Source organism: Streptomyces sediminimaris (assembly GCF_047049295.1).
Taxonomy (GTDB): Bacteria; Actinomycetota; Actinomycetes; order Streptomycetales; family Streptomycetaceae; genus Streptomyces; species Streptomyces sediminimaris.
The window spans coordinates 3,436,264-3,455,875 of sequence record NZ_JBJWOT010000001.1 but is presented as its reverse complement, the minus strand read 5'-3'; the positions used below and the strand labels follow the sequence as shown (position 1 = coordinate 3,455,875).

Below are 19,612 nucleotides of genomic sequence, written 5' to 3'. Positions count from 1 at the left end.
ACGGGCGCCCGTCCCGGTGCCCGCACCGGGCGGCCGCCCCTACCAGCGGTAGGGCGCGTACACGTCCATGCACTGGCCGCTGTCCGAGCCGTTGATCGAGTCGGCACCGCTCGGCAGGCCGCCGTCCCCGGGTTCGGACTGCCGGTACGACGTGCCGGTGCGCCAGTCGGCGCCGACGACGAGCGTGACTCCGGAGACATCCGTCGACCGCCGCACCGAACTCAGCGGCACCCCGAGCGACTTGGCGACCCGCTGGGCGTCGCCCTCCAACTCGGCGCTCGGGTAGCGCACGACGGTCCTGTCCTCGGTGAGCCCCGCCGTCATGTCCTTGGACGCCCTGGCGAACCCCTTGCGCACGAGCTCCCGGGCGACGGCGCCCGCGCGGCCGGGGACCGGGGCCAGGGTGGAGGTGCCGGTGGCGTTCTGCACCAGCACGCCGATCTCGGCGTCCGGCGCCGAGGGGGCCTTCGTCGCCTCCTTCGGTGCCTTGCCCTGCTTCCCGTTGCTGCCGCCCGGTCCCTTGCCCTTGCCGTCGAAGGGCACGTCGTCGCGGAGCATCTGCCACACCTTCTCGGCGCCGGCGCGGTCCGGCAGGAGGTGGTTGGCGTTCGCGGGGTCCTCGACGTGCGGCATGGTCAGCGACGTGATGCGGTCCGTGGGCACCGACTTCAGCTGCATCCCGAGGTCGTAGAGCTTCTTCACGGAGCCGATCTCCTCGGAGACCTTCAGGGACTTCGTGGCCGCCTCGGCCAGGTCGGTCAGCCGGCCGGTGTCCGTGAAGACGTTCTGCTTCTTCAGCGTGCGGAGCATCGAGTTCAGGTACATGTGCTGCGCCCGGGCCCGCATCGGGTCGCTTCCCCAGGCGTGCCGCGTCCGCAGCCACTGCAGCGCCTGCTTGCCCTTGACCTTCCTGGTCCCGGCCCTCATCTTCAGGCCGGAGCCGCCGGGCACGGCGGCCGTCGGGTGGTCCCACACGTTCTGCTTGACGCAGACGTCGACCCCGCCGATGGCGTCGGCCATCCGCACCACACCGGCGAAGTCGATCGTCATCCAGTGGTCGATGTAGACCCCGGTGAGGTTCTCCCAGGTGGCCAGCGTGCAGCCGGCCCCACCGCGGGCCAGTGAGGTGTTGATGATGTCGTTGGTCGCCGGGTAGACCCTGCCGGTGTGCGGGTCGGTGCACCGGGGGATGTCGACCCGGGTGTCCCGCGGGATGCTGACCATCGCGGCGCTCTTGCGGTCCGCGGAGAGGTGGATGAGCATCTGCACGTCACCGAGCGGCGGGTTGCCGCGGTCGTTCCTGCCGCCGCCGAGCTTCACGTTCTCGTCCGAGCTGCGGCTGTCGGAGCCGATGAGCAGGATGTTCAGCGGCGTCTGCCCGGCCGCGTTCGGCCTGGCCCTGCGCGCCTTGGAGTCCCCGCTGCTGCGCTCGCCCTTCTGGATGTTGGCGTTCAGGTGCCGGTAGTACAGGTATCCGGCACCGGCCGTGCCGAGTATCAGTACCGCGAGCGTCGTCGCGGACCATCTGAGCACCCGGTGCTTGCGCCGCGGCCCTGGCCGGCGGCGTCCGCCGCCCGTGCCGCTTCCCGCCCCCTCCCGCGCCGTGCCCTCGCCGTCCGGACCGCGCCGAACGTCCGGTCGAGGTGCCGCTCTGCGCACACCGCTCCGCGTCATCCCCCGTCCTCCCCACCCTTGCGCCGACAAATGGGCCTGCCATGCGTCCTGTTAGACGCACGACAGGCCCATTAGGTCACTTGGCGCACTGAACCTTGTCCGCCGTGGACTTGTCGACGTCCGGCGCCTTGGTCGCCGCGGTGAGGGGCTCGCCCGCGGTCTCGAAGTCCTTGCCCAGGGTCAGGGTCATCGTCGGCAGGCCCTGCGCGTTGATCACGCTCTTGCCGGGCTTCAGCGCCGAGCCGGACAGGCCCATGATGTCGGCCAGCCGGCGTGCCTGGTCGGCCTGGTCCGGGGCGTACTCGAGCGTCGTCCTGCTGACCTCGGTGTCCGCGTTGCCGGCGTTCTCGGACTTGTTCACGCCCGCCTTGTTCTGCAGGTACTCCAGCTCCGCCTGCGCGCTGCCGGCCGCCGCGCCGCCGTTGAGGATCCGCACGCGCACATCGGACGCGGCGGACTTGGTGCCCTTCAGACGGGCCGCCACGGCGGCCGCCTCCTTCTTCTTCTCCTGCTTCACCGCGGTGAAGGACACGTCGTTCTTGATGGCCTGGAAGACCTGCGGGGCCTTCGTCTCGTTGAGGACGACGGTCGCCTTCACCTTCTCGGCCGGGTTGTCGACCACCGGCACGGTGGTGAACGTCAGATTCTTGGGGTTGAGCTTGCCCAGCTCCAGGCCGAGGTCCTTCAGCTTGCCGATGCTGTCGAGGTTGGAGTCGACGGTCAGCGCCTTGGTGCCCGCCTCGGCCACCTTCACCATCTTCGCCGGGTTGGTGAGCGTGTCGTTCGACTTGAGTTTGCGCATCAGGGCGCTGAGGAACTGCTGCTGCAGCGTGATCCGGCTCAGATCGCCGCCGAAGCCGACCGCGTGCCGGGTGCGGACGAAGGCCAGGGCCGTCTCGCCCTGGATGTGCCGCATGCCCTTCTTCAGGTTCAGGTGCGAGTCCGGGTCGTTGATGTCCTTGCCGAGGCACACGTCGACCCCGCCGACCGCCGTGGTCAGCGTCTTGACCGCGTTGAAGTCGGCGACCATGAAGTTGTCCGGCTTGATGCCGGTCAGCTCCGTGACCGTGCGCGCGGTGCAGCTGGGCGTACGGCCGTCCTGGCCGAGGCTGGTGTTGAAGCGGACGCCGCTGGTGCCCGGGATGACCTTCTCGGTGCCGTCCGCCTGCTGGGTCGGGCAGTCCGGGATGTCGGTGATCAGGTCGCGCGGGATGCTCAACGCGGTCGCGTTGGAACGGTCCTTGGAGACGTGCAGCAGGATCGTGGTGTCCGCGTGGCCGACGCTGCCCGCGTCGCCGTACTTCGTGTTGCCCTTGCCCGTGCGCTTGTCGGTGCCGATCAGCAGGATGTTGATCGCCTTGCCCTTGCTGAAGCCACCGGTGCTCGCGCCGTCGTCGGAGACGGAGGTGATGTTGTCGTTGAGGTGCTTGATGTAGAGGTAGGCACCGCCGGCCACGGCGAGCAGCACGAACGCCATGCTCCCGCCGGTCCACATCAGGATCTTCTTCGCCTTCGACTTCTTCGCCGGACGGCGGCCGCGCCGGCCCGGCGCCGGCCCGTCGGGCGTCGCGCGCCGCCGCCGCTGGGGCGGCACGTCGCGCCCGGGGGCCCGCGGGGCCGTGGTGCGCGACCGTGCCCCGTCGCCGCCGCGTGGGGCGGATCTGCGAGGTCCGGGAACCGTCGATCGCGGTGCGGAAGGAGTCAGTCGCAGTTCGTATTCACCGGTGTTCGGATTGAGCACCCACTGGTCTGCGGGATCGACGTTGTCCGCCCGCCCACGGCTTTGCGCGTCCACGGTTGTCCGAATCCTCCGTCTGGGCCACGCGGCGCCTTCCCCCTCAAAGGCGCTCGGGTCTCGGTCTCGCAGTGCACGGCTCCAGGAAGACGTCGTGGTTGGGTGCACCGGATCGCTCACACTATCCGCCCAGTTCAATGCCGAGCGACGTCGGTGACAAATTCCACGTCCCTACAAGTGGGCAATCTGCCCATTTCCTTGAGATTTCTTGGGGTGGCTGTTCGTCGTCTTGGTGTTCGCTTTACGTGCAGCCGTCCTCGGACGCGGTGTTCCCGCTGAACGTTGGGGCGGGCGAAACGGACGTCCCGGGCCGGGCGGGCGGCTTTCCGGTGGAGTGCTCGTCGCCCTTCGTGGTTGCATTGCGACTCTTCGCGTCGGAATCCGGCGGGGCGCCCTTCGCGACGGCCAATGGCGCGTCCGTACGCAGCCGTTCGAACAGTTTTTCCGCCCCGGGTTCCACGAGTTGGTCGCGATTTGCGTCGTAGGCGTACGACTCGCGCGGAACCGTGAGGAATTGCACGTCTTCCGCGGGGATGTCGCGCAGTCCGCGCACGAGTTCGTACAGACCGCGCAGACTCGCCAGACCCGGGTCTGCGGTGAGGGACGACGTGGCGGCGTCCAGCACGGGATAGAGCTTCACCGGATTCAGCAGTACGCCATTGCTCCGCACCTTGGTGACGAGCGCCCCGAGGAATCGCTGCTGGCGTTCCATCCGGCCGGTGTCGCTGCCGTCGCCGAGGCTCTTGCGGGCGCGGACGTAGCCGAGGGCCTGTTCGCCGTCGAGCGTGACCCGTCCCGCGGGCAGCCTCAGCCCGGCCGCCTCGTCGTCGATCGGCTCCTTCAGGCAGACCCGGACACCGTCGACCGCGTCGACCATCTTCTTGAAGCCGTGGAAGTCGATGACGACGTGATGGTCGACGCGGATGTCCGTGAGCTTCTCCACCGTCCGGATGGTGCAGGCCGAACCGCCCGTCTCGAACGCGTGGTTGAACATCGTGAACGCCGGTTCGGAGCGGGTGCCGTCGGCGCGCAGGCAGGAGGGCACGTCCACCATGAGGTCGCGGGGCAGGGAGACCGCGGTGGCGCTGTGCCGTCCCGCGGACAGGTGCAGCAGGATCGTGGTGTCGGAGCGCTGGGTCCCCGAGTCGCGCCCGTAGCGGGAGTTGCCGTCGCCGGAGCGCGAGTCCGAGCCGATCACCAGGATGTTCTGCGCGCCCTTGACGAGCGACGTGGGCCGCTCCTTCTCGTACCGGGCGAGCTCACGGGCGGCGGCCTCGTCGGGCGTGATGTTGCCGTCCAGCTTCATGTACAGCACCCACCCGCCCCCCGCGGCCCCGGCGGCCAGCACGGCGACGGCGAGTCCCCCGTACCTCAGCCATCGCCGCCGGCGCGGTCGCCGCGGTCGTCTCAGCCCTTTCACGTGCCGCTCCACCCCTCGTGGCATAGGAACGCGCCGGTCCTACGACCATGCCGCGGAGGCGGCCCGCGAGCGGGCTGTTGCTGACCCGTTCGGGTGACCGCGGCTCAGCGGCGCACCACCGACACCCGCTCGCTCTCGATCCGCGCGGCCACCGTCTCCTCGCCCGCCCGCTCCAGGTGCCGGCACAGGACCACCGACCCGCCGGCGGCGAGCGGCCCGTACAGCCCCGCGTTCAGCCCTTCCCACGTGTCGTAGGGCAGCCCGGACAGGATGCGCGCGCCCGGTCCCGTCAGCCCGAGCTCCGCCGCCTCCGCGACCGCCCGCTCGACGACCTCCGCCCCGCTGAACTCCCGCCCGGCCACGATCAGCGCCGGCTCATCGGGATCCACCGGCGCCAACGGCGCGAACCGGTCTCCCTGGCCCGGCACTTCCGCGGCGTAGTCGGCGAAGTCCGGCGGGGGTTGCGGGAACCGCCCGCCCAACGGCCGCAGGGCGAGGGCGACACGCTCACCTCTGCAGGCCCGCGCGGCGTCCAGCGTGTCGGGCCCGCTCACCACGACGTCGGCCGCCGCGGGATCCCCGTCGACGTCCGCGACGACGCCCGTCGACGCACACGCCAGCAGCCACACGGCCGTCTGCCAGTGCGCGGGCAGCAGCAGCGCCGCCCGGTCGCCGGGCGCGGCGGCCAGGTCGCCCTGGAGGAGATTGGCGGTCTTGGCCACCCAATTGGCGAAGGTGGCCACGGACAGTTCGACGCGTTCGCCCGTGGCGTCGTCGTAGAAGGTCACCAAGGGGCGCGCGGGGTCCGCGGCGAGCGCGGAACTCAGCAGGTCGGCAGGGGTGCGGTCGGTGGCGTTCACCCGCGCAAGGGTACGCGGGCGCCCGGCCCCGCACCGTCCGGCGGTGCCACCGGTTCGGGGGAACGGCAGCCGACGGGCCGTCAACTCCCAAATGGACATATATGTCTGGCTTTGCGAAAGATCATGGTCATGCGTCGACTTCTTGCTTCCTCGATCGCCGCCTCGGTCGGCGTCGCCTGTGCGACCGCCCTCGCTCTGCCGCCGGCGCCGCCCGCCGCGGCGGCGACCGCACGCCCCGCGGCGAGCCGCGACGGATCAGGGCCGGCCGCCGTCCGGCACGACCCTCCGGGGAGCACCCGGTCGCTGCCGCTGCACCCGCTCGGCCCGGGTGCCCGCGACCGTGCCGTCGGCTCCCCGGCCGCCGGCGAACTGGGCCTGACCCGCCGCGACGTACGGCACTTCTCCATGGTCGGGGTCGTCTGGGACGACCCGGGCACCGAACTCCACGGCCGGGTACAGGTGCGCACCCGCGCGGCCGGCTCCGGCGTCTGGTCCGGCTGGCGGAACCTCGAGACGCACAACGACGACGCTGCCGACCCCGGCACCCCCGAGCGCGGCTCCGGACGCGTGCACGGTGCCACCGCACCGCTGTGGGTCGGGGACTCGGACGGGGTCGAGGTCCGGATCCGGGCCGAGGCCGCGCCCCGTACCGCGCCCCGTACCGCGACCCCCGCACCCGGCACCCGCGCCGCCCCGCCCGCCTCCGCGCTGCCCTCGGGGCTGCGGCTGGAACTCGTCGACCCGGGCGGGAAGGCAGAAGGGGAGGGCGGGGCGCAGGCCGCGCCGTACGCCGCGCCGGCCGGCGTTCCCCGCCCCGGTGCCCTCGGCGCCGGGGCGGCCGAGGAACGGGCCGCCTCCGCCGCCAACGCCGGCCTCGCCCCGCTCGGCGCCACCGAGATCCCCGCGCTGAGCCGGACGGCGACCGAGAGGGAGCTGCAGACCCTGGGCGGCGGCGAGCCGGCGGCCGGTCAGCGCGCGAAGCCGTACATCGGGCCGCGGCCCCGCATCATCACCCGCCACGGCTGGGGCGCGAACGAGAGGCTGCGCGAGAAGGGCTTCGTCTACACGAGGAAGGTCAAGGTCGCGTTCGTCCACCACACCTCGTCGGGCAACGGGTACCGCTGTTCGCAGGCCGCGTCCGTCATCCGTGGTATCTACCGCTACCACGTCACGAGCATGGGCTGGCGCGACCTCGGCTACAACTTCCTCGTCGACAAGTGCGGAAACATCTACGAGGGGCGCGCCGGGGGCGTGGCGAAGGCCGTCCTCGGCGCCCACACGCTCGGGTTCAACACCGACAGCATGGGCGTCGCCGTCATCGGCAGCTTCGGCTCCCACAGGCCGCCCGCCGCGGCGCTGCGCGCCGTCTCCCGGCTCACCGCCTGGAAGCTTGGCCTCTACGGCGCCAATCCGCGTGGAAGGACATATTTGAAGTCGGGGGGTGGCAATCTCTACCGAAAAGGAAAGAAAGTACGTCTCCACGTGATTTCCGGCCACCGCGACGGCTACGCCACGGCGTGTCCGGGCACGCAGCTCTACCGCAGGCTCGGCACGGCCCGCACGACCGCGGCGCGCTACCAGGGGCGCTAGCGCCGGGCAGGGGGCGTGCGGGGACCACGTGCACGCCATTCGGGGGACACCGGGTGGAACCGCGCACCACCGCACGGCCGTCGAAGGCGCCACGACGATCTGCACACACTTGCCGGCCGAAAAACAGTTCGGCCGGTCCCGGCAGGAAGCAGAGACGACAGGTGACAGAAGCGATCCTCCTGGTCGGCGGCAAGGGAACCCGGCTGCGGCCGCTTACGGTCCACACCCCGAAGCCCATGGTCCGGGCGGCCGGCGTCCCGTTCCTCACCCACCAGCTGGCGAGAGCGAGAGCGGCCGGCGTGGACCACATCGTCCTCGCGACGTCCTATCTGGCCGAGGTCTTCGAACCCCACTTCGGCGACGGCTCGTCCCTGGGCCTGCACCTCGAGTACGTGACCGAGGAGGAGCCCCTCGGCACCGGCGGCGCCATCCGCAACGTCGCCTCCCGGCTGCGCTCCGGGCCCGACGAACCGGTCCTGATCTTCAACGGCGACATCCTGACGGGCCTGAACATCCGCGCCCTGGTCGACACCCACGAGAAGACCGGCGCCGACGTCTCCCTGCACCTCACCAGGGTCACCGACCCGCGCGCGTACGGTCTGGTCCCGACGGACGAGACGGGCCGCGTCCTCGCCTTCCTGGAGAAGCCGCAGACCCCGGAGGAGATCGTCACCGACCAGATCAACGCGGGGGCGTACGTCTTCCGCCGCTCGGTCATCGACACCATCCCCGCGGGCCGCCCGGTCTCCGTCGAACGGGAGACCTTCCCCGATCTGCTCGCCGCCGGGGCCCATCTGCAGGGCATGGTCGACTCGACGTACTGGCTGGACCTCGGCACCCCGGCGGCCTTCGTCCGCGGCTCCGCCGACCTCGTCCTGGGCCGGGCCCCGTCGCCCGCCGTGCCCGGCCGCTGCGGCGACCGCCTGGTCCTGCCGACGGCCCGGGTCGCCGCCGACGCCAAGCTCACGGGCGGCACGGTGGTGGGCGAGGGCGCGTTCGTCGCGGAGGGCGCCCGCGTCTTCGGCTCCACGATCCTGCCGGGCGCCGTCATCGAACCGGGCGCCGTCATCACCGACTCCCTGATCGGCACCCGCGCGCGCGTGGGCGAGCGCTCCGTCCTGACCGGCACGGTCATCGGCGACGGCGCGGTCATCGGCGCCGACAACGAACTGCGCGACGGAGCACGGGTGTGGTGCGACGCCCGCATCCCCGCGGGCTCGGTGCGCTTCTCCTCCGACCGGTAACGCACGTCCCCGCGGCGGGGACGCCCGTCCTGGCGCCCCCGCCGAACCCACCCACGACCACGGCCGCCAGAACCAACCACACGTCCGGCACCGCTCGGCGCGGCCCTGTGCCGCTCCGCGCCACCGGCTGGCGGCTGCGGGGCACGGGGTACGGCCCTGGCCCCCTCAAGGGCCGGGGCAGGAGGCGTCAGATGCCCGTCGGGCCGCCCGGGGCGCTCGTTGGTGCGGCGTGGGGGCGTGGGGGCGTGGGGGCGTGGGGCGTGGGGGCGTGGCGGCGTGGCTGTGTGTTGTGGTGGCGTCCGTCGTGGTGCCGTTCTGGCGTGGCGGCGTGTCGTGGTGGCGTCCGTCGTGGGGTGTCGTCCCGGCGTGGTGTGCGCGGGGCGGTGGCGTCGTCTGGCGTGTCCATGGCCGGATGGCCAGATGGCCGGCCGGGCGGCCCGGCCGCGGGTCCGCCTCCCCGGGACAGCGTTCAGGGGCGTCCGATCCGCGTCGGACCGCTGGGGCGCTCGCCGTGGCGGGGTGGGGTGTGGGACGTCATGGCGTGGTGTGCGCCGGGGCAGTGGCGTCGTCGGCGCCCCATGGCCGGATGGCCAGATGGCCGGCCGGGCGGCCCGGCCGGGGGCCGCGCCTGTCCGGCGCGGCGGTCAGAGGCGTCCGATGTCGCCCTTCGGCATGCGCGGCGCGCGTCTCGGCGGGGTCCGGCCGCTGAGCAGGATCAGCCGGGCCGCCCGGTGCCGCTGGCCCGCGTACGGCTCGAGCAGTTCCAGCATCATGGCGTCGTCCGCGTCCCGGTCCCCGGCGAGCGCCCAACCGACGATGCCCGGCAGATGCAGATCCCCCACGGTGACGGCGTCCGGGGCCCCGTGGCTGCGCTGCACGGTCTCCGCCGACGTCCACGGGCCGATCCCGGACACGAGCTCCAGCCGCGCCCGCGCGGCCGCCGGTTCCATCCCGGCCGCCTCCTCCAGCCGCGCGGCGACCCGCACAGCCCGCAGGATCGTCGACGCCCGCTTGTTGTCGACGCCGGCCCGGTGCCACTCCCAGGACGGGATCAGCGCCCAGGTCCGCGGCCCCGGCATCACCCACAGCCGCCCGCCCGCCGCGGGCCCCGGCGCCGGCTCCCCGTACTTGCGCACGAGCAGCCGCCACGCCTGGTACGCCTCCAGGGTCGTGACCTTCTGCTCCAGGATCGACGGGATCAGCGACTCGAGCACCAGTCCGGTGCGCGTCAGCCGCAGCCCGGGCCGCCGGTGCCGGGTCAGCGCCACCAGCCGGTGCCGGGGCGTGAAGGCGGCCGGGTCGTCCCCGGCCCCGAGCATCCCGGGCAGCCGCTCCAGCAGCCACTCGGCCCCCGGCCCCCACGCCTCCCCGCGTACGGCACCGCCCTTCGCGGCGACCCGCAGCGTCCCCGGCCCGGCCGGGGTGAGGCTGGCCCGCCACACGGCTCCGTCGGGCGTCGCCCGGAACGTCGGATCGCCCGGTCCCCGCCGCAGCGGCCCCAGCACGAGCCCGAGGTCGAGCGGCCCCTCCGGCACCACCGTCCGCGTCCGGCCCGGCGCCACCGCCTGCCGCGGCACCCCGCGCGCGGGAACGCCGGCCTGCCCGCCCCGCACGGGCGGAGGGGCACCCCCCACGCCTTTTCGGCCGTGGGGGAGGGTGGGCCGCGGAGCGAACCGTCCTGCCATGAAGGAAGTCCCGGGAGAGGAGAGGAACGAGGAACCCCGTGGGGCACGGGGAAGGGGCCCTAAGAGAGTAGGCGCACGCGCGCGCGTGTCACCGGACCTCTATGAAGCTCCCCGCGTCCCGCTCCGGCCGCGGCCGGGGTTCCCCGGCCGGATGCCCGACCGCGACGGCGCCCATCGGGTCCCAGTCGGCGGGCAGCCCCAGCGCCTCCCGTACGACATCCCGGCAGAACATGGTCGACGACACCCATGCCGACCCCAGGCGCTCCCCGGCCAGCGCGACCAGGAAGTTCTGCACCCCGGCGCCGGCGGCGACCACGAACATCTCCCGCTCGGCACCGTCCCGCCGCGGGTCCCCGTACGTGTGCGAGCCGTCCATGACGAGGCACGGCACCACCAGATACGGCGCGTTGCGCAGGACGTCGCCCCGGCGCACCCGCTTGGCGATGGACTCCTCGCTCTTGCCGTCCCGCCGCAGATCGGCGATCCAGGCGTCGCGCATGGCGTCCAGCAGCCCGCTCCGCGCGGCCGCGGACTCCAGCAGCACGAACCGCCACGGCGTCGTGTGATGCGGCGCAGGCGCCGTCACGGCCGCGGCGACCGCCCGCCGTACGGCGCCGGGATCGACCGGTTCGTCGGTGAAGGCCCGCACCGTACGGCGCTGGGTCACCGCCGTCCGTACGGCCTCCGACGTCCCGAGCCGGAACATGTCGTCCCGTCCGCCGCGCACCATGGCCCGCGCCCCCTCCCCGTCGTCCCGCGTCACCACGTGCGGCAGCCCGCGCACCACGGCGACGGGCAGCCCGGCGGCCTTGCCCTTGACCAGATCACCGGCCGCGGCCAGCTCGTCCGCCGTCGCCACGACCGTCGCGCCGAGCGGATTGCCGTACGCGTCCGTGCCGCCGCGCAGGTCGTCGAGCACGCGCACCCCCGCGGCGCCGATCGCGACGTCCGTGAGCCCCGAACGCCACGGCCGCCCGAAGGTGTCGGTGACGACGACCCCGACCTCGACGCCGAGCGCGTTCCGCAGGCCGTCCCGGATCGCGCGGGCGGACGCGTCCGGATCCTCGGGCAGCAACAGCACCGTGCCGGGCGGGGTGTTGGAGGCGTCGACCCCGGCCGCGGCCATCACCAGGCCCTGCCGGTTCTCGACGATCCGCAGGTTCCCGCGCCGCGCCACGACCCGTACCGTCTCGGCGTCGATGGCGGCCTCGCGGTCGGCGCCCGCGACGACGCGTCCCTCCGCCTTGGACACGATCTTCGAGGTGACGAGCAGGACGTCGCCGTCGGCGAGACCGGGCTCGGCGGCGGCGATCAGCTTGGCGACGTCGTCGCCCGCGGCCACCTCGGGCAGCCCGGGCACGGCCCAGACCCGGTAGCCCGGCACACCGCCGGCCGCCGCGGCGCCCCCGGACGTCCCGCCGCTCAAGACGGCCGCACCTCCTCCGCCAGCGCGAGCGCCTCGCGTGCCATCCGGGCGCTCGCCTCCACATCGGTCATCATCAGCGGTACGGCCCGGCAGCGGATCCCGGCGGCCTCGACCCGCTCCACCGCCCCCGCGTCCACGGTGTCCACGAGCCAGCCGTCCAGCAGCCCCGAGCCGTAGTGCTCGGCCACCGCCGCGGCCGTCGACTCCACGCCGACCGCCGCGAGCACCTTGTCGGCCATCCCGCGCACGGGCGCGTCCCCGACGATGGGGGAGAGGCCGACGACCGGCACGCCCGCGTCGGCGATCGCCTCCCGGATGCCGGGCACCGCGAGGATCGTGCCGACGGAGACCACCGGGTTCGACGGCGGGAACAGCACGACGTCCGCCTCCGCGATCGCCTCCAGCACGCCCGGAGCCGGCTTCGCCTGCTCGGCGCCCACGGGCACGACCGCCTCGGCCGGCACCGAGGCGCGCAGCCGCACCCAGTACTCCTGGAAGTGCACCGCCTTGCGCTCGCCGTCGACCTCGACGGCCACATGCGTCTCGACCCGGTCGTCCGTCATGGGGATCAGCCGCACGCCCGGCTTCCACCGGTCGCACAGCGCCTCGGTGACCGCGCTGAGCGGATACCCGGCGCCGATCATCTGGGTCCGCACGATGTGCGTGGCGAAGTCCCGGTCGCCGAGGCCGAACCACTCCGGCCCCACGCCGTAGGCCGCGAGCTCCTCCTTGAGGTGGAAGGTCTCCTCGGCCCGCCCCCAGCCCTGCTCCTCGTTGATGCCGCCGCCGAGCGTGTACATCACCGTGTCGAGGTCGGGGCAGACCTTCAGCCCGAAGAGGTGGATGTCGTCCCCGGTGTTGCCGATGACGGTGATGTCCGCGTCCTGCGCGGCCCGCTTCAGGCCGCGCAGGAACCGGGCACCGCCGATGCCGCCTGCCAGAACCACAATGCGCATGGGCCCAGTCTTACAGGCGGGTACGACAGCGCGTCAGGCGGTCACCGCGTCGACCTCGTCGTACGCCGCCGGGGCGGCCGCGCACGTGGTGTGCATCGGCATCTCGGTGAGGCCCGGGTAGTAGACGTGCAGGCTGACCGCCGGCTCCAGCGCGTCGTTGACCACCTCGTGCACGTACCCCGGCGCGAACACCTTCTGGGCGCCCGCCGCCAGCGCGCGCGTGCCCCGCCGCGTGCGCTCGGTCAGCGTGCCCTCCAGGACGGTCAGCACCCCGGAGGAACGCCCGTGGTCGTGCGGTCCGCTGCCCTGGCCGGGCACCCAGGACAGCAGCCACACCTCGTAGCCCGGTCCGGTGCGCAGCCGGTGGTACCAGCGCGTGGTGGCGTCGTACTGGACGAGGTGCCGCCACTGCGCGCGGTCCGCGGCGACGGAGCGGGCCAGGCCGACGAACTCGGCGACGGTGGCCGGGTGTTCGCGCGGGGGCTGCAGCAGGTGCGGGACTTCGAGGATGTCGCCGGCGATCTGGAGGTCGTTGTCGCTGTTCATGGGATGCGGTGTTTCCTCGGCGGGAAGTGGGGGCCGGCTGGGGTCGCCCACCGTCCGCCGGGACCGCGGACGGCAGGGATGCCCTGGTGGGGCGTCGAAGGAGGGGACGGCAGCCGGGTCGGGACGGACTCAGAGGCGGCCGGAGCGCGTGCGGCTCAACAGCTGGAACAGCAACAACAGCTGCAGCGAGCGCGGGCAGCACCGTGGGACCCGGTCGTGCGGGTCGAGGCGGGTGCCGAGTTCGCGAGCATGCCCAAAGGACATCGGGTCACTCCTTCAGTGTCAACTCGACGCCCGCCATATGGGACGCGGTTCACCTCATCCGGTCCATGTCCACGACGAAAGGTTTGTGCATGCGACTTCCGGGACACATGGCGCACAACCGGGCGCACAAGCCTCGTTGCGATCCCGTGATCCGACTGTGATCCGGTTTGCTTCGGGAGACGCGTGGAACGAGATCGGATCTACGGGCGTCCTTCCCCGTACAGGCTCTGCACGGGGGTGGCCGCCCTTCCGGGCCCCGTCTGCATGTCAAGGTTTATGCCGATTTGAACACTTTCCGCATGGCCTTGGTTCCGCAGAGTGAATAAGGGGCCCAATAGCAGATCTCGGCTTGACTCGCCCGGAGCAGCACACTTGTAATTTCACTCGTGTCGTTCAGCCGGGATCGGTAACGGCTACATCACGGGGACGCGAAAGACAGACGAGGGGCGCACATGACCGAGCTGGTGCAGCAACTGCTGGTCGACGACGCGGACGAGGAACTCGGCTGGCAGGAGCGCGCGCTGTGCGCCCAGACCGATCCCGAGTCGTTCTTCCCCGAGAAAGGCGGCTCCACCCGCGAGGCCAAGAAGGTCTGCCTCGCCTGTGAGGTCCGCTCCGAGTGCCTCGAGTACGCCCTCGCCAACGACGAGCGCTTCGGCATCTGGGGCGGCCTGTCCGAGCGCGAGCGGCGCCGCCTGAAGAAGGCGGCCGTCTGAAGACGGCCGCCGTCCGGCCCGGGGGCCTCGCACTCCCCCGCCCTCCCCGTCCGAACGGCCCGTCGCCGGTGGTTGTCCACAGGCGGCGGGCCGCCGTCATGCCCAGCCGATAGTGTGGTCGCTCGTCCGAGGCGCCTCGTCGCCCCCACGGGGCACAGACGTCCACCGCAGTCCATCGAACCGGGGCCCGTACCTCGATGTCCGTGCACAGCCACACGGCAGCCCAGCAAGGCGTCGCTGCCACCGCAGGGTTCGACCCGACCCGCCAGGCGGAGTTCGACCCCGCCCGCCAGGCGGAGTTCGACCCCACCCGCCCGCCCGAGTTTCCACGTCACGTGGTGACAGCGGTCGTCGTCTCCCACGACGGCGCCCGCTGGCTGCCCGACGTGCTCACCGGGCTGCTCGACCAGGAGCGCCCCGTCCAGTACGCCGTGGCGGCCGACACCGGCAGCGCCGACGACTCCGCGCGGCTGATCACCGACGCCCTCGGCGCCGACCGTGTCCTGCACCTCGCCCGGCGCACCGGCTTCGGCCAGGCCGTCGAGGAGGCGGCCCGCACCGCCCCGCTCCTCACCCCGGAGGAGCTGCCCTACCTGAAGCGGCCGAGCGGCTGGGACCCGGTCACCCGCTCCTGGCGCGACGACGCCTACGACATGCCGGAACTCCCGCACGGAGAGCCGGTCCAGTGGCTGTGGCTGCTGCACGACGACTGCGCTCCCGAACCCGGTGCCCTGGCCCAGCTCCTGCGCGTGGTGGAGAACGAACTCGACCTCGGCCGCGACGACGTGGCCGTCGTGGGCCCCAAGCTGCGCGGCTGGTACGACCGCCGCCAGCTCCTGGAGGTCGGTGTCAGCATCGCCAACTCCGGCCGCCGCTGGACGGGTCTGGACCGCCGGGAGCAGGACCAGGGCCAGCACGACCACGTACGGACCGTGCTGTCGGTGTCCACCGCCGGCATGCTGATCCGCCGCGACGTCTTCGAACAGCTCGGCGGCTTCGACCGCCGGCTGCCCCTGATGCGTGACGACGTCGACCTGTGCTGGCGCGCCCACGCCGCCGGCCACCGTGTCCTGATCGCTCCGGACGCGGTCGTACGACACGCCGAGGCCGCCTCCCGCGAGCGCCGCACCGTCGACTGCGTGGGCCGCACCGCCGCCTCCCCGCACAAGGTCGACAAGGCCGGCGCCGTCTACACCCTCCTGGTCAACGCCCGTACGGCCGTGCTGCCCTGGGTGCTGCTGCGCCTGGTCCTCGGCACGCTCATGCGGACCGTGGCCTACCTCGTCGGCAAGGTCCCCGGACAGGCCGTCGACGAGATCCGCGGCCTCCTGGGCACGCTGCTGCGCCCCGAGCGGATCATCGCGGCACGGCGCAGACGCGGGCGCCCGCAGATCGACAAGGAGGAGCTGCGCGCGCTGTTCCCGCCGCCCGGCGCGACCGTACGGGCCACCGTGGAGCAGGCCGCGGGCAACCTCGTCGGGCGCTCCGACCCCGAGGTGACTTCCGGCGCCGGACGGCACGGCGGCGCGGTCGAGTCGGGCCCCGGCGGCGACGACGCCGAGTTCCTGGAGATAGAGCAGTTCGCCCGCCTCAAGCGCGTCGGCCGCAAGCCCGGCCCGATGCTCTTCCTGATACTGCTGTTCGTCTCCCTCGTCGCCTGCCGCCAGCTGCTCGGCGGCGGCGCGCTCGCGGGCGGCGCCCTGCTGCCCGCCCCGGCCGACTCCGGCGAGCTGTGGTCGCGCTACGCCGACTCCTGGCACGCCGTGGGCGCCGGCGGCACCCCGGCCGCGCCGCCGTACCTGGCGATCGTGGCGATGCTGGCCTCCGTGCTGTTCGGCTCGACCGGGCTCGCGGTCACGGTCCTGCTCGTGTGCTCCGTGCCGCTGGCCGGGTTCACCGCGTACTTCGCCTCCCGCCCGCTCGTCGACTCGCGCCTGCTGCGCGCGTGGGCGGCCGTCGTCTACGCCTTCCTGCCCGCCGCCACGGGCGCCCTCGCGGGCGGCCGGATCGGCACCGCGGTCCTCGCGGTCCTCCTTCCGCTGATCGCGCGCGCCGGCGTCGCCGCCGCCGGCCTGGCCAACAGCTCGGGCGCGCGCGGCAGTTGGCGCGCCACCTGGGCGTACGCGCTGCTGCTGACGGTCACCACGGCGTTCACGCCGATCGTGTGGCCGATCGCGCTGGTCCTCGGCGTCGCGCTGCTGGTCCTGCGCCGCACCGACCTCCCCGCCCACGGCCTGCGCTTCCTGGCCCAGTTCGGCACCCCGCTGCTGGTCCTCGCGCCCTGGTCGCTGTCGCTGCTGCCGTTCGGCTTCTTCCAGGAGGCCGGGCTGGACTACGGCCCCTCGGCCGCCTCCGCGCTCGACCTGCTCGGCGCGGACCCCGGCGGCCCGGGCACGGTCAGCGGGCTGATGCTCATCGGCATCGTGCTGGCCGCGCTGGCCGCCCTGATGCGCTCCGAGCGCCTCTCCGGGATCCGGGCGGCCTGGGCCGTCGCCCTGGTGGGCCTCGTCTTCGCGGTCCTGTCCAACCGGTCGGCCTGGGCCGGCCCCGCGACCCTCGTCTACGGCATCGCCCTGCTGGCCGCCGCCACCCTCGGCGCCGACGGCGCGCGCACGCGCGTGGCCGAGCAGAGCTTCGGCTGGCGCCAGCCGGTGGCCGCGCTGATCGCCTTCGCCTCGGTCGCGGGCCCGCTGGTCCTCGCCGTCGGCTGGATGATCGGCGGCGCCGACGGACCGGTCGAGCGGCGGGACCCCGTGCAGGTGCCCGCGTTCGTCGCCGAGGAGAGCGGCACCCGCGACCAGGCCCGCACGCTCGTGCTCGACAGCGACTCCACGGCCCGCGTCGCCTACACCCTGGTCCGCGGCTCCGGTGCCCGTCTCGGCGACGCCGAGGCCGCCGCGGCCGACGGCGAGAACAGCCACCTCGACAAGGTGGTCGCTAACCTCGTCGCCGGCTCCGGGGCCGATCAGGCCGACCAGCTGGGCAAGTTCGCCGTGCGCTACGTCCTCGTCCACAAGGGCGCCCCCCGCGGGATCACCCGCGTCCTGGACGCCACCCCCGGCCTGACGCGCCTGAGCCAGCAGGACGGCAGCGCCCTGTGGCGGGTCGACCAGGAGGTCGCGCGCGCCACCATCACCTCCGGCTCCGGGACGGCGCTGCCGGTCGCCGCGGGCCCCGTCGAGATCCACACCACGGTCCCGTCCGGTCCGGGCGGCCGCGTCCTGCGCCTCGCCGACACCGCCGCCGAGGGCTGGACGGCCACCCTGGACGGCAAGCCGCTCACCCGCACCACGGTCGACGGCTGGGCCCAGGGCTTCGAACTCCCGGCGTCCGGCGGCCGACTGGACGTCACCTACGACGCCCCGATCACCCACACGGCGTGGCTGTGGGCGCAGGGCTTCCTCGCCGTCGTCCTGGTGGTCCTGGCCCTGCCCGGCCGGCGCCGCGACGTCGACGACGACCTGCCCGAGGAGCCGGCCGTCCCCGCGGAGGCCGTGGCCGGCGAGGGCCGCCGGGCCCGCCGGCTGCGCGCCCAGGCGGAGGCCGAGGAGGCCGGCCGCGAAGAGGAACCCCCGGCTCCGCCCGCGGAGGAGCCCCCTGTCGCGGTCCCGCAGCAGCAGTCCTACGACGAGTGGGACCCGTCGACCTACGCGGGCGCCGAGTACAACGGCTACGGCGAGCAGTACCCGGGCGCCCAGCAGTACCCGGCGGACTACGACCAGGCGTACCAGGCGGACCCGTACCAGAGCGGCCAGTACGACCCGTACGGATACGGCAACGCGCCCCAGGGGGCGTACGACCAGAACGCCTACGACCCGTCGTACCAGCAGGGCTACGACCCCGCGTACGACCCGCACGCCCCTGAGCGCCCCGACGGGAGTCAGCAGTGAACCGCACCACCATCTCGCTGATCGCCGGCACCGCCGCACTCGCCGCCGTCACGGGGTTCGCCGCGCTCACCGCGCCGGGCGCCTCCGGCGCGGACCCCGCCAGGGCGGCCGCCGAGCTGCCCGTGCAGCGCACCAGCCTGCTCTGCCCGGCGCCCAGCACCTCCGACATCGCCGACACCTCGTACACGTCCTTCACGCCGGTCACGAAGGGCGCGGGCAGCGGAGGCACGGGCGAACTGCGGGCCGCCCCGGGCCAGTCGGCCGGCGCCTCGGGCACCGGCGGCAGGACGGACGGCAAGAAGAGCGGGAAGAAGAAGACCGGCACGGCGGACAAGGCGGCCAAGCCGGTCCTCACCCCGAAGGCGCCCGGGAAGCCGGTCACCGGCGACACCTCCGGTTCCGACACGCCCGCGTTCGTCGGCACGGCCGAGGGCGGGTACGCGCCCGGCTGGACGGTGCAGGAGACCACCGAGGTCGCCGCGGGCAGCGGACGCGGCCTCCAGGGCGTCAACTGCACCGCGCCGGACACCTCGTTCTGGTTCCCGGGCGCCAGCACCGACGCCTCCCGCACCGACTACGTCCACCTGACCAACCCCGACGACTCCGCCGCCGTCGTCGACATCGAGCTCTACGGCAAGAACGGCACCCTGGAGTCCGCGGTGGGGGAGGGCATCACGGTCCCGCCGCACTCCACCGACCCGGTCCTGCTGTCCACGCTCACCGACGAGAAGCAGACCGACCTCACGGTGCACGTGAACGTCCGCAGCGGACGGGTCGGCGCCGCCGTGCAGGCCCTCGACGACAAGCTCGGCGGCGACTGGCTGGCCGCGTCCACGGACCCCACAGGCAGCCTCGTCCTGCCCGGCATCCCCAAGGACGCCACCTCCGTGCGCCTGATCGCCTTCACCCCCGGCGACGCGGACGCGGACCTGAAGGTGCGGCTGGCCTCGCCGTCCGGCCTGATCACCCCGGCCGGGAACGAGACGCTGCACGTGAAGGCGGGCATGACCTCCGCCGTCGACCTCGGCCCCGTCACCCGCGGCGAGGCGGGCTCCCTGGTCCTGACCCCCACCGACAGCTCCGTCCCGGTCGTCGCCGCGCTCCGGGTCGTGCGGGGCAAGGGCGGCAAGCAGGAGACGGCCTTCATCCCGGCCACGAGCCCGGTGGGCACGCGCGCGACGGCCGCCGACAACAGCGGCAAGCACTCCACGCTCTCCCTCACGGCGCCGACCCGCACCGCCCGGGTGAGGGTCACCGCCTCCGCGGGCAGCGAGGCCGGCACGGCCGCCACCAGGACGTACACGATCAAGGCGGGCACCACCCAGGACGTCGACGCCCCCGTGCCCAGCGGCCTGAAGGGCACGTACGCGCTGACCGTCGAGACCCTGTCCGGCGGCCCCGTCTACGCCTCCCGCACCCTGTCGGCCACGGAGGAGGGCGTTCCGGGCTTCACGGTCCAGACCCTGCCGGACGACCGGGGGACGGTCGCGGTGCCGCGGGCGGACGAGGACCTGTCGGTGCTGCAGAAGTGACGGCGCCGCGCCTC

14 protein-coding genes are annotated in these 19,612 nt (G+C 73.4%); 5 read left to right on the top strand and 9 right to left on the bottom strand.

What is annotated here, in order from left to right:
- Positions 1 to 39: 39 nt before the first annotated feature.
- From ACJ9NR_RS15905 to ACJ9NR_RS15890, 4 genes are all read right to left on the bottom strand, one after another.
- Positions 40 to 1,674 (bottom strand): LCP family protein, encoded by a 1,635-nt coding sequence (locus ACJ9NR_RS15905; RefSeq protein WP_412488220.1) that lies wholly within the window; start codon positions 1,672 to 1,674, stop codon positions 40 to 42.
- A gap of 76 nt (positions 1,675 to 1,750) precedes the next feature.
- The gene (locus tag ACJ9NR_RS15900) at positions 1,751 to 3,469 is read right to left on the bottom strand and encodes an LCP family glycopolymer transferase (RefSeq protein WP_412488219.1); all 1,719 of its coding nucleotides are present in this window, start codon (positions 3,467 to 3,469) and stop codon (positions 1,751 to 1,753) included.
- Between the two features lie 241 nt (positions 3,470 to 3,710).
- Positions 3,711 to 4,913 carry an LCP family protein gene (locus ACJ9NR_RS15895; RefSeq protein ID WP_412488218.1) on the bottom strand — a complete coding sequence of 401 codons (1,203 nt, stop codon included), beginning with the start codon at positions 4,911 to 4,913 and terminating at the stop codon, positions 3,711 to 3,713.
- An 80-nt stretch (positions 4,914 to 4,993) separates the two neighbouring features.
- Positions 4,994 to 5,749 (bottom strand): TIGR03089 family protein, encoded by a 756-nt coding sequence (locus tag ACJ9NR_RS15890; protein ID WP_412488217.1) that lies wholly within the window; start codon positions 5,747 to 5,749, stop codon positions 4,994 to 4,996.
- Between the two features lie 129 nt (positions 5,750 to 5,878).
- Between ACJ9NR_RS15890 and ACJ9NR_RS15885 the strand changes: the two genes are divergently transcribed.
- Complete coding sequence (locus ACJ9NR_RS15885; protein ID WP_412488216.1) at positions 5,879 to 7,339, top strand: peptidoglycan recognition protein family protein; 1,461 nt, start codon at positions 5,879 to 5,881, stop codon at positions 7,337 to 7,339.
- Between the two features lie 161 nt (positions 7,340 to 7,500).
- Complete coding sequence (gene manB, locus ACJ9NR_RS15880; RefSeq protein ID WP_412488215.1) at positions 7,501 to 8,583, top strand: mannose-1-phosphate guanylyltransferase; 1,083 nt, start codon at positions 7,501 to 7,503, stop codon at positions 8,581 to 8,583.
- 644 nt (positions 8,584 to 9,227) lie between these two features.
- On the opposite strand, the gene ACJ9NR_RS15875 is transcribed toward manB, so the two are convergent.
- From ACJ9NR_RS15875 to ACJ9NR_RS15855, 5 genes are all read right to left on the bottom strand, one after another.
- Positions 9,228 to 10,268, bottom strand: a complete 1,041-nt coding sequence (locus ACJ9NR_RS15875; protein ID WP_412488214.1) for a DNA-3-methyladenine glycosylase family protein — start codon at positions 10,266 to 10,268, stop codon at positions 9,228 to 9,230.
- Between the two features lie 88 nt (positions 10,269 to 10,356).
- A complete protein-coding gene (locus tag ACJ9NR_RS15870) occupies positions 10,357 to 11,694 on the bottom strand; it encodes a coenzyme F420-0:L-glutamate ligase (RefSeq protein ID WP_412488213.1) in 1,338 nt (445 codons plus the stop codon).
- Entirely contained in the window at positions 11,691 to 12,650 is a 960-nt protein-coding gene (gene cofD, locus ACJ9NR_RS15865) for a 2-phospho-L-lactate transferase (RefSeq protein WP_412488212.1), read from the bottom strand. The genes ACJ9NR_RS15870 and cofD overlap by 4 nt, the downstream gene beginning before the upstream one ends.
- A gap of 33 nt (positions 12,651 to 12,683) precedes the next feature.
- Positions 12,684 to 13,196, bottom strand: coding sequence for a cysteine dioxygenase (locus ACJ9NR_RS15860; RefSeq protein ID WP_412488211.1), 513 nt, complete (start codon positions 13,194 to 13,196; stop codon positions 12,684 to 12,686).
- 129 nt (positions 13,197 to 13,325) lie between these two features.
- A complete protein-coding gene (locus tag ACJ9NR_RS15855; protein WP_412488210.1) occupies positions 13,326 to 13,460 on the bottom strand; it encodes a hypothetical protein in 135 nt (44 codons plus the stop codon).
- Positions 13,461 to 13,912: 452 nt separating this feature from the next.
- Here ACJ9NR_RS15855 and ACJ9NR_RS15850 point away from each other — a divergent pair, with 452 nt between their 5' ends.
- The 3 genes from ACJ9NR_RS15850 to ACJ9NR_RS15840 all read left to right on the top strand — a co-directional run bounded on the left by ACJ9NR_RS15850 (position 13,913) and on the right by ACJ9NR_RS15840 (position 19,598).
- The gene (locus tag ACJ9NR_RS15850; protein WP_003975777.1) at positions 13,913 to 14,176 is read left to right on the top strand and encodes a WhiB family transcriptional regulator; all 264 of its coding nucleotides are present in this window, start codon (positions 13,913 to 13,915) and stop codon (positions 14,174 to 14,176) included.
- 197 nt (positions 14,177 to 14,373) lie between these two features.
- Positions 14,374 to 18,066: a glycosyltransferase gene (locus ACJ9NR_RS15845; protein ID WP_412488209.1), complete on the top strand. Its 3,693-nt coding sequence runs from the start codon at positions 14,374 to 14,376 to the stop codon at positions 18,064 to 18,066.
- Positions 18,063 to 19,598, top strand: a complete 1,536-nt coding sequence (locus ACJ9NR_RS15840; RefSeq protein ID WP_412488208.1) for a DUF5719 family protein — start codon at positions 18,063 to 18,065, stop codon at positions 19,596 to 19,598. Before ACJ9NR_RS15845 ends, ACJ9NR_RS15840 begins: the two co-directional genes overlap by 4 nt.
- The last annotated feature ends 14 nt before the right edge of the window (positions 19,599 to 19,612 follow it).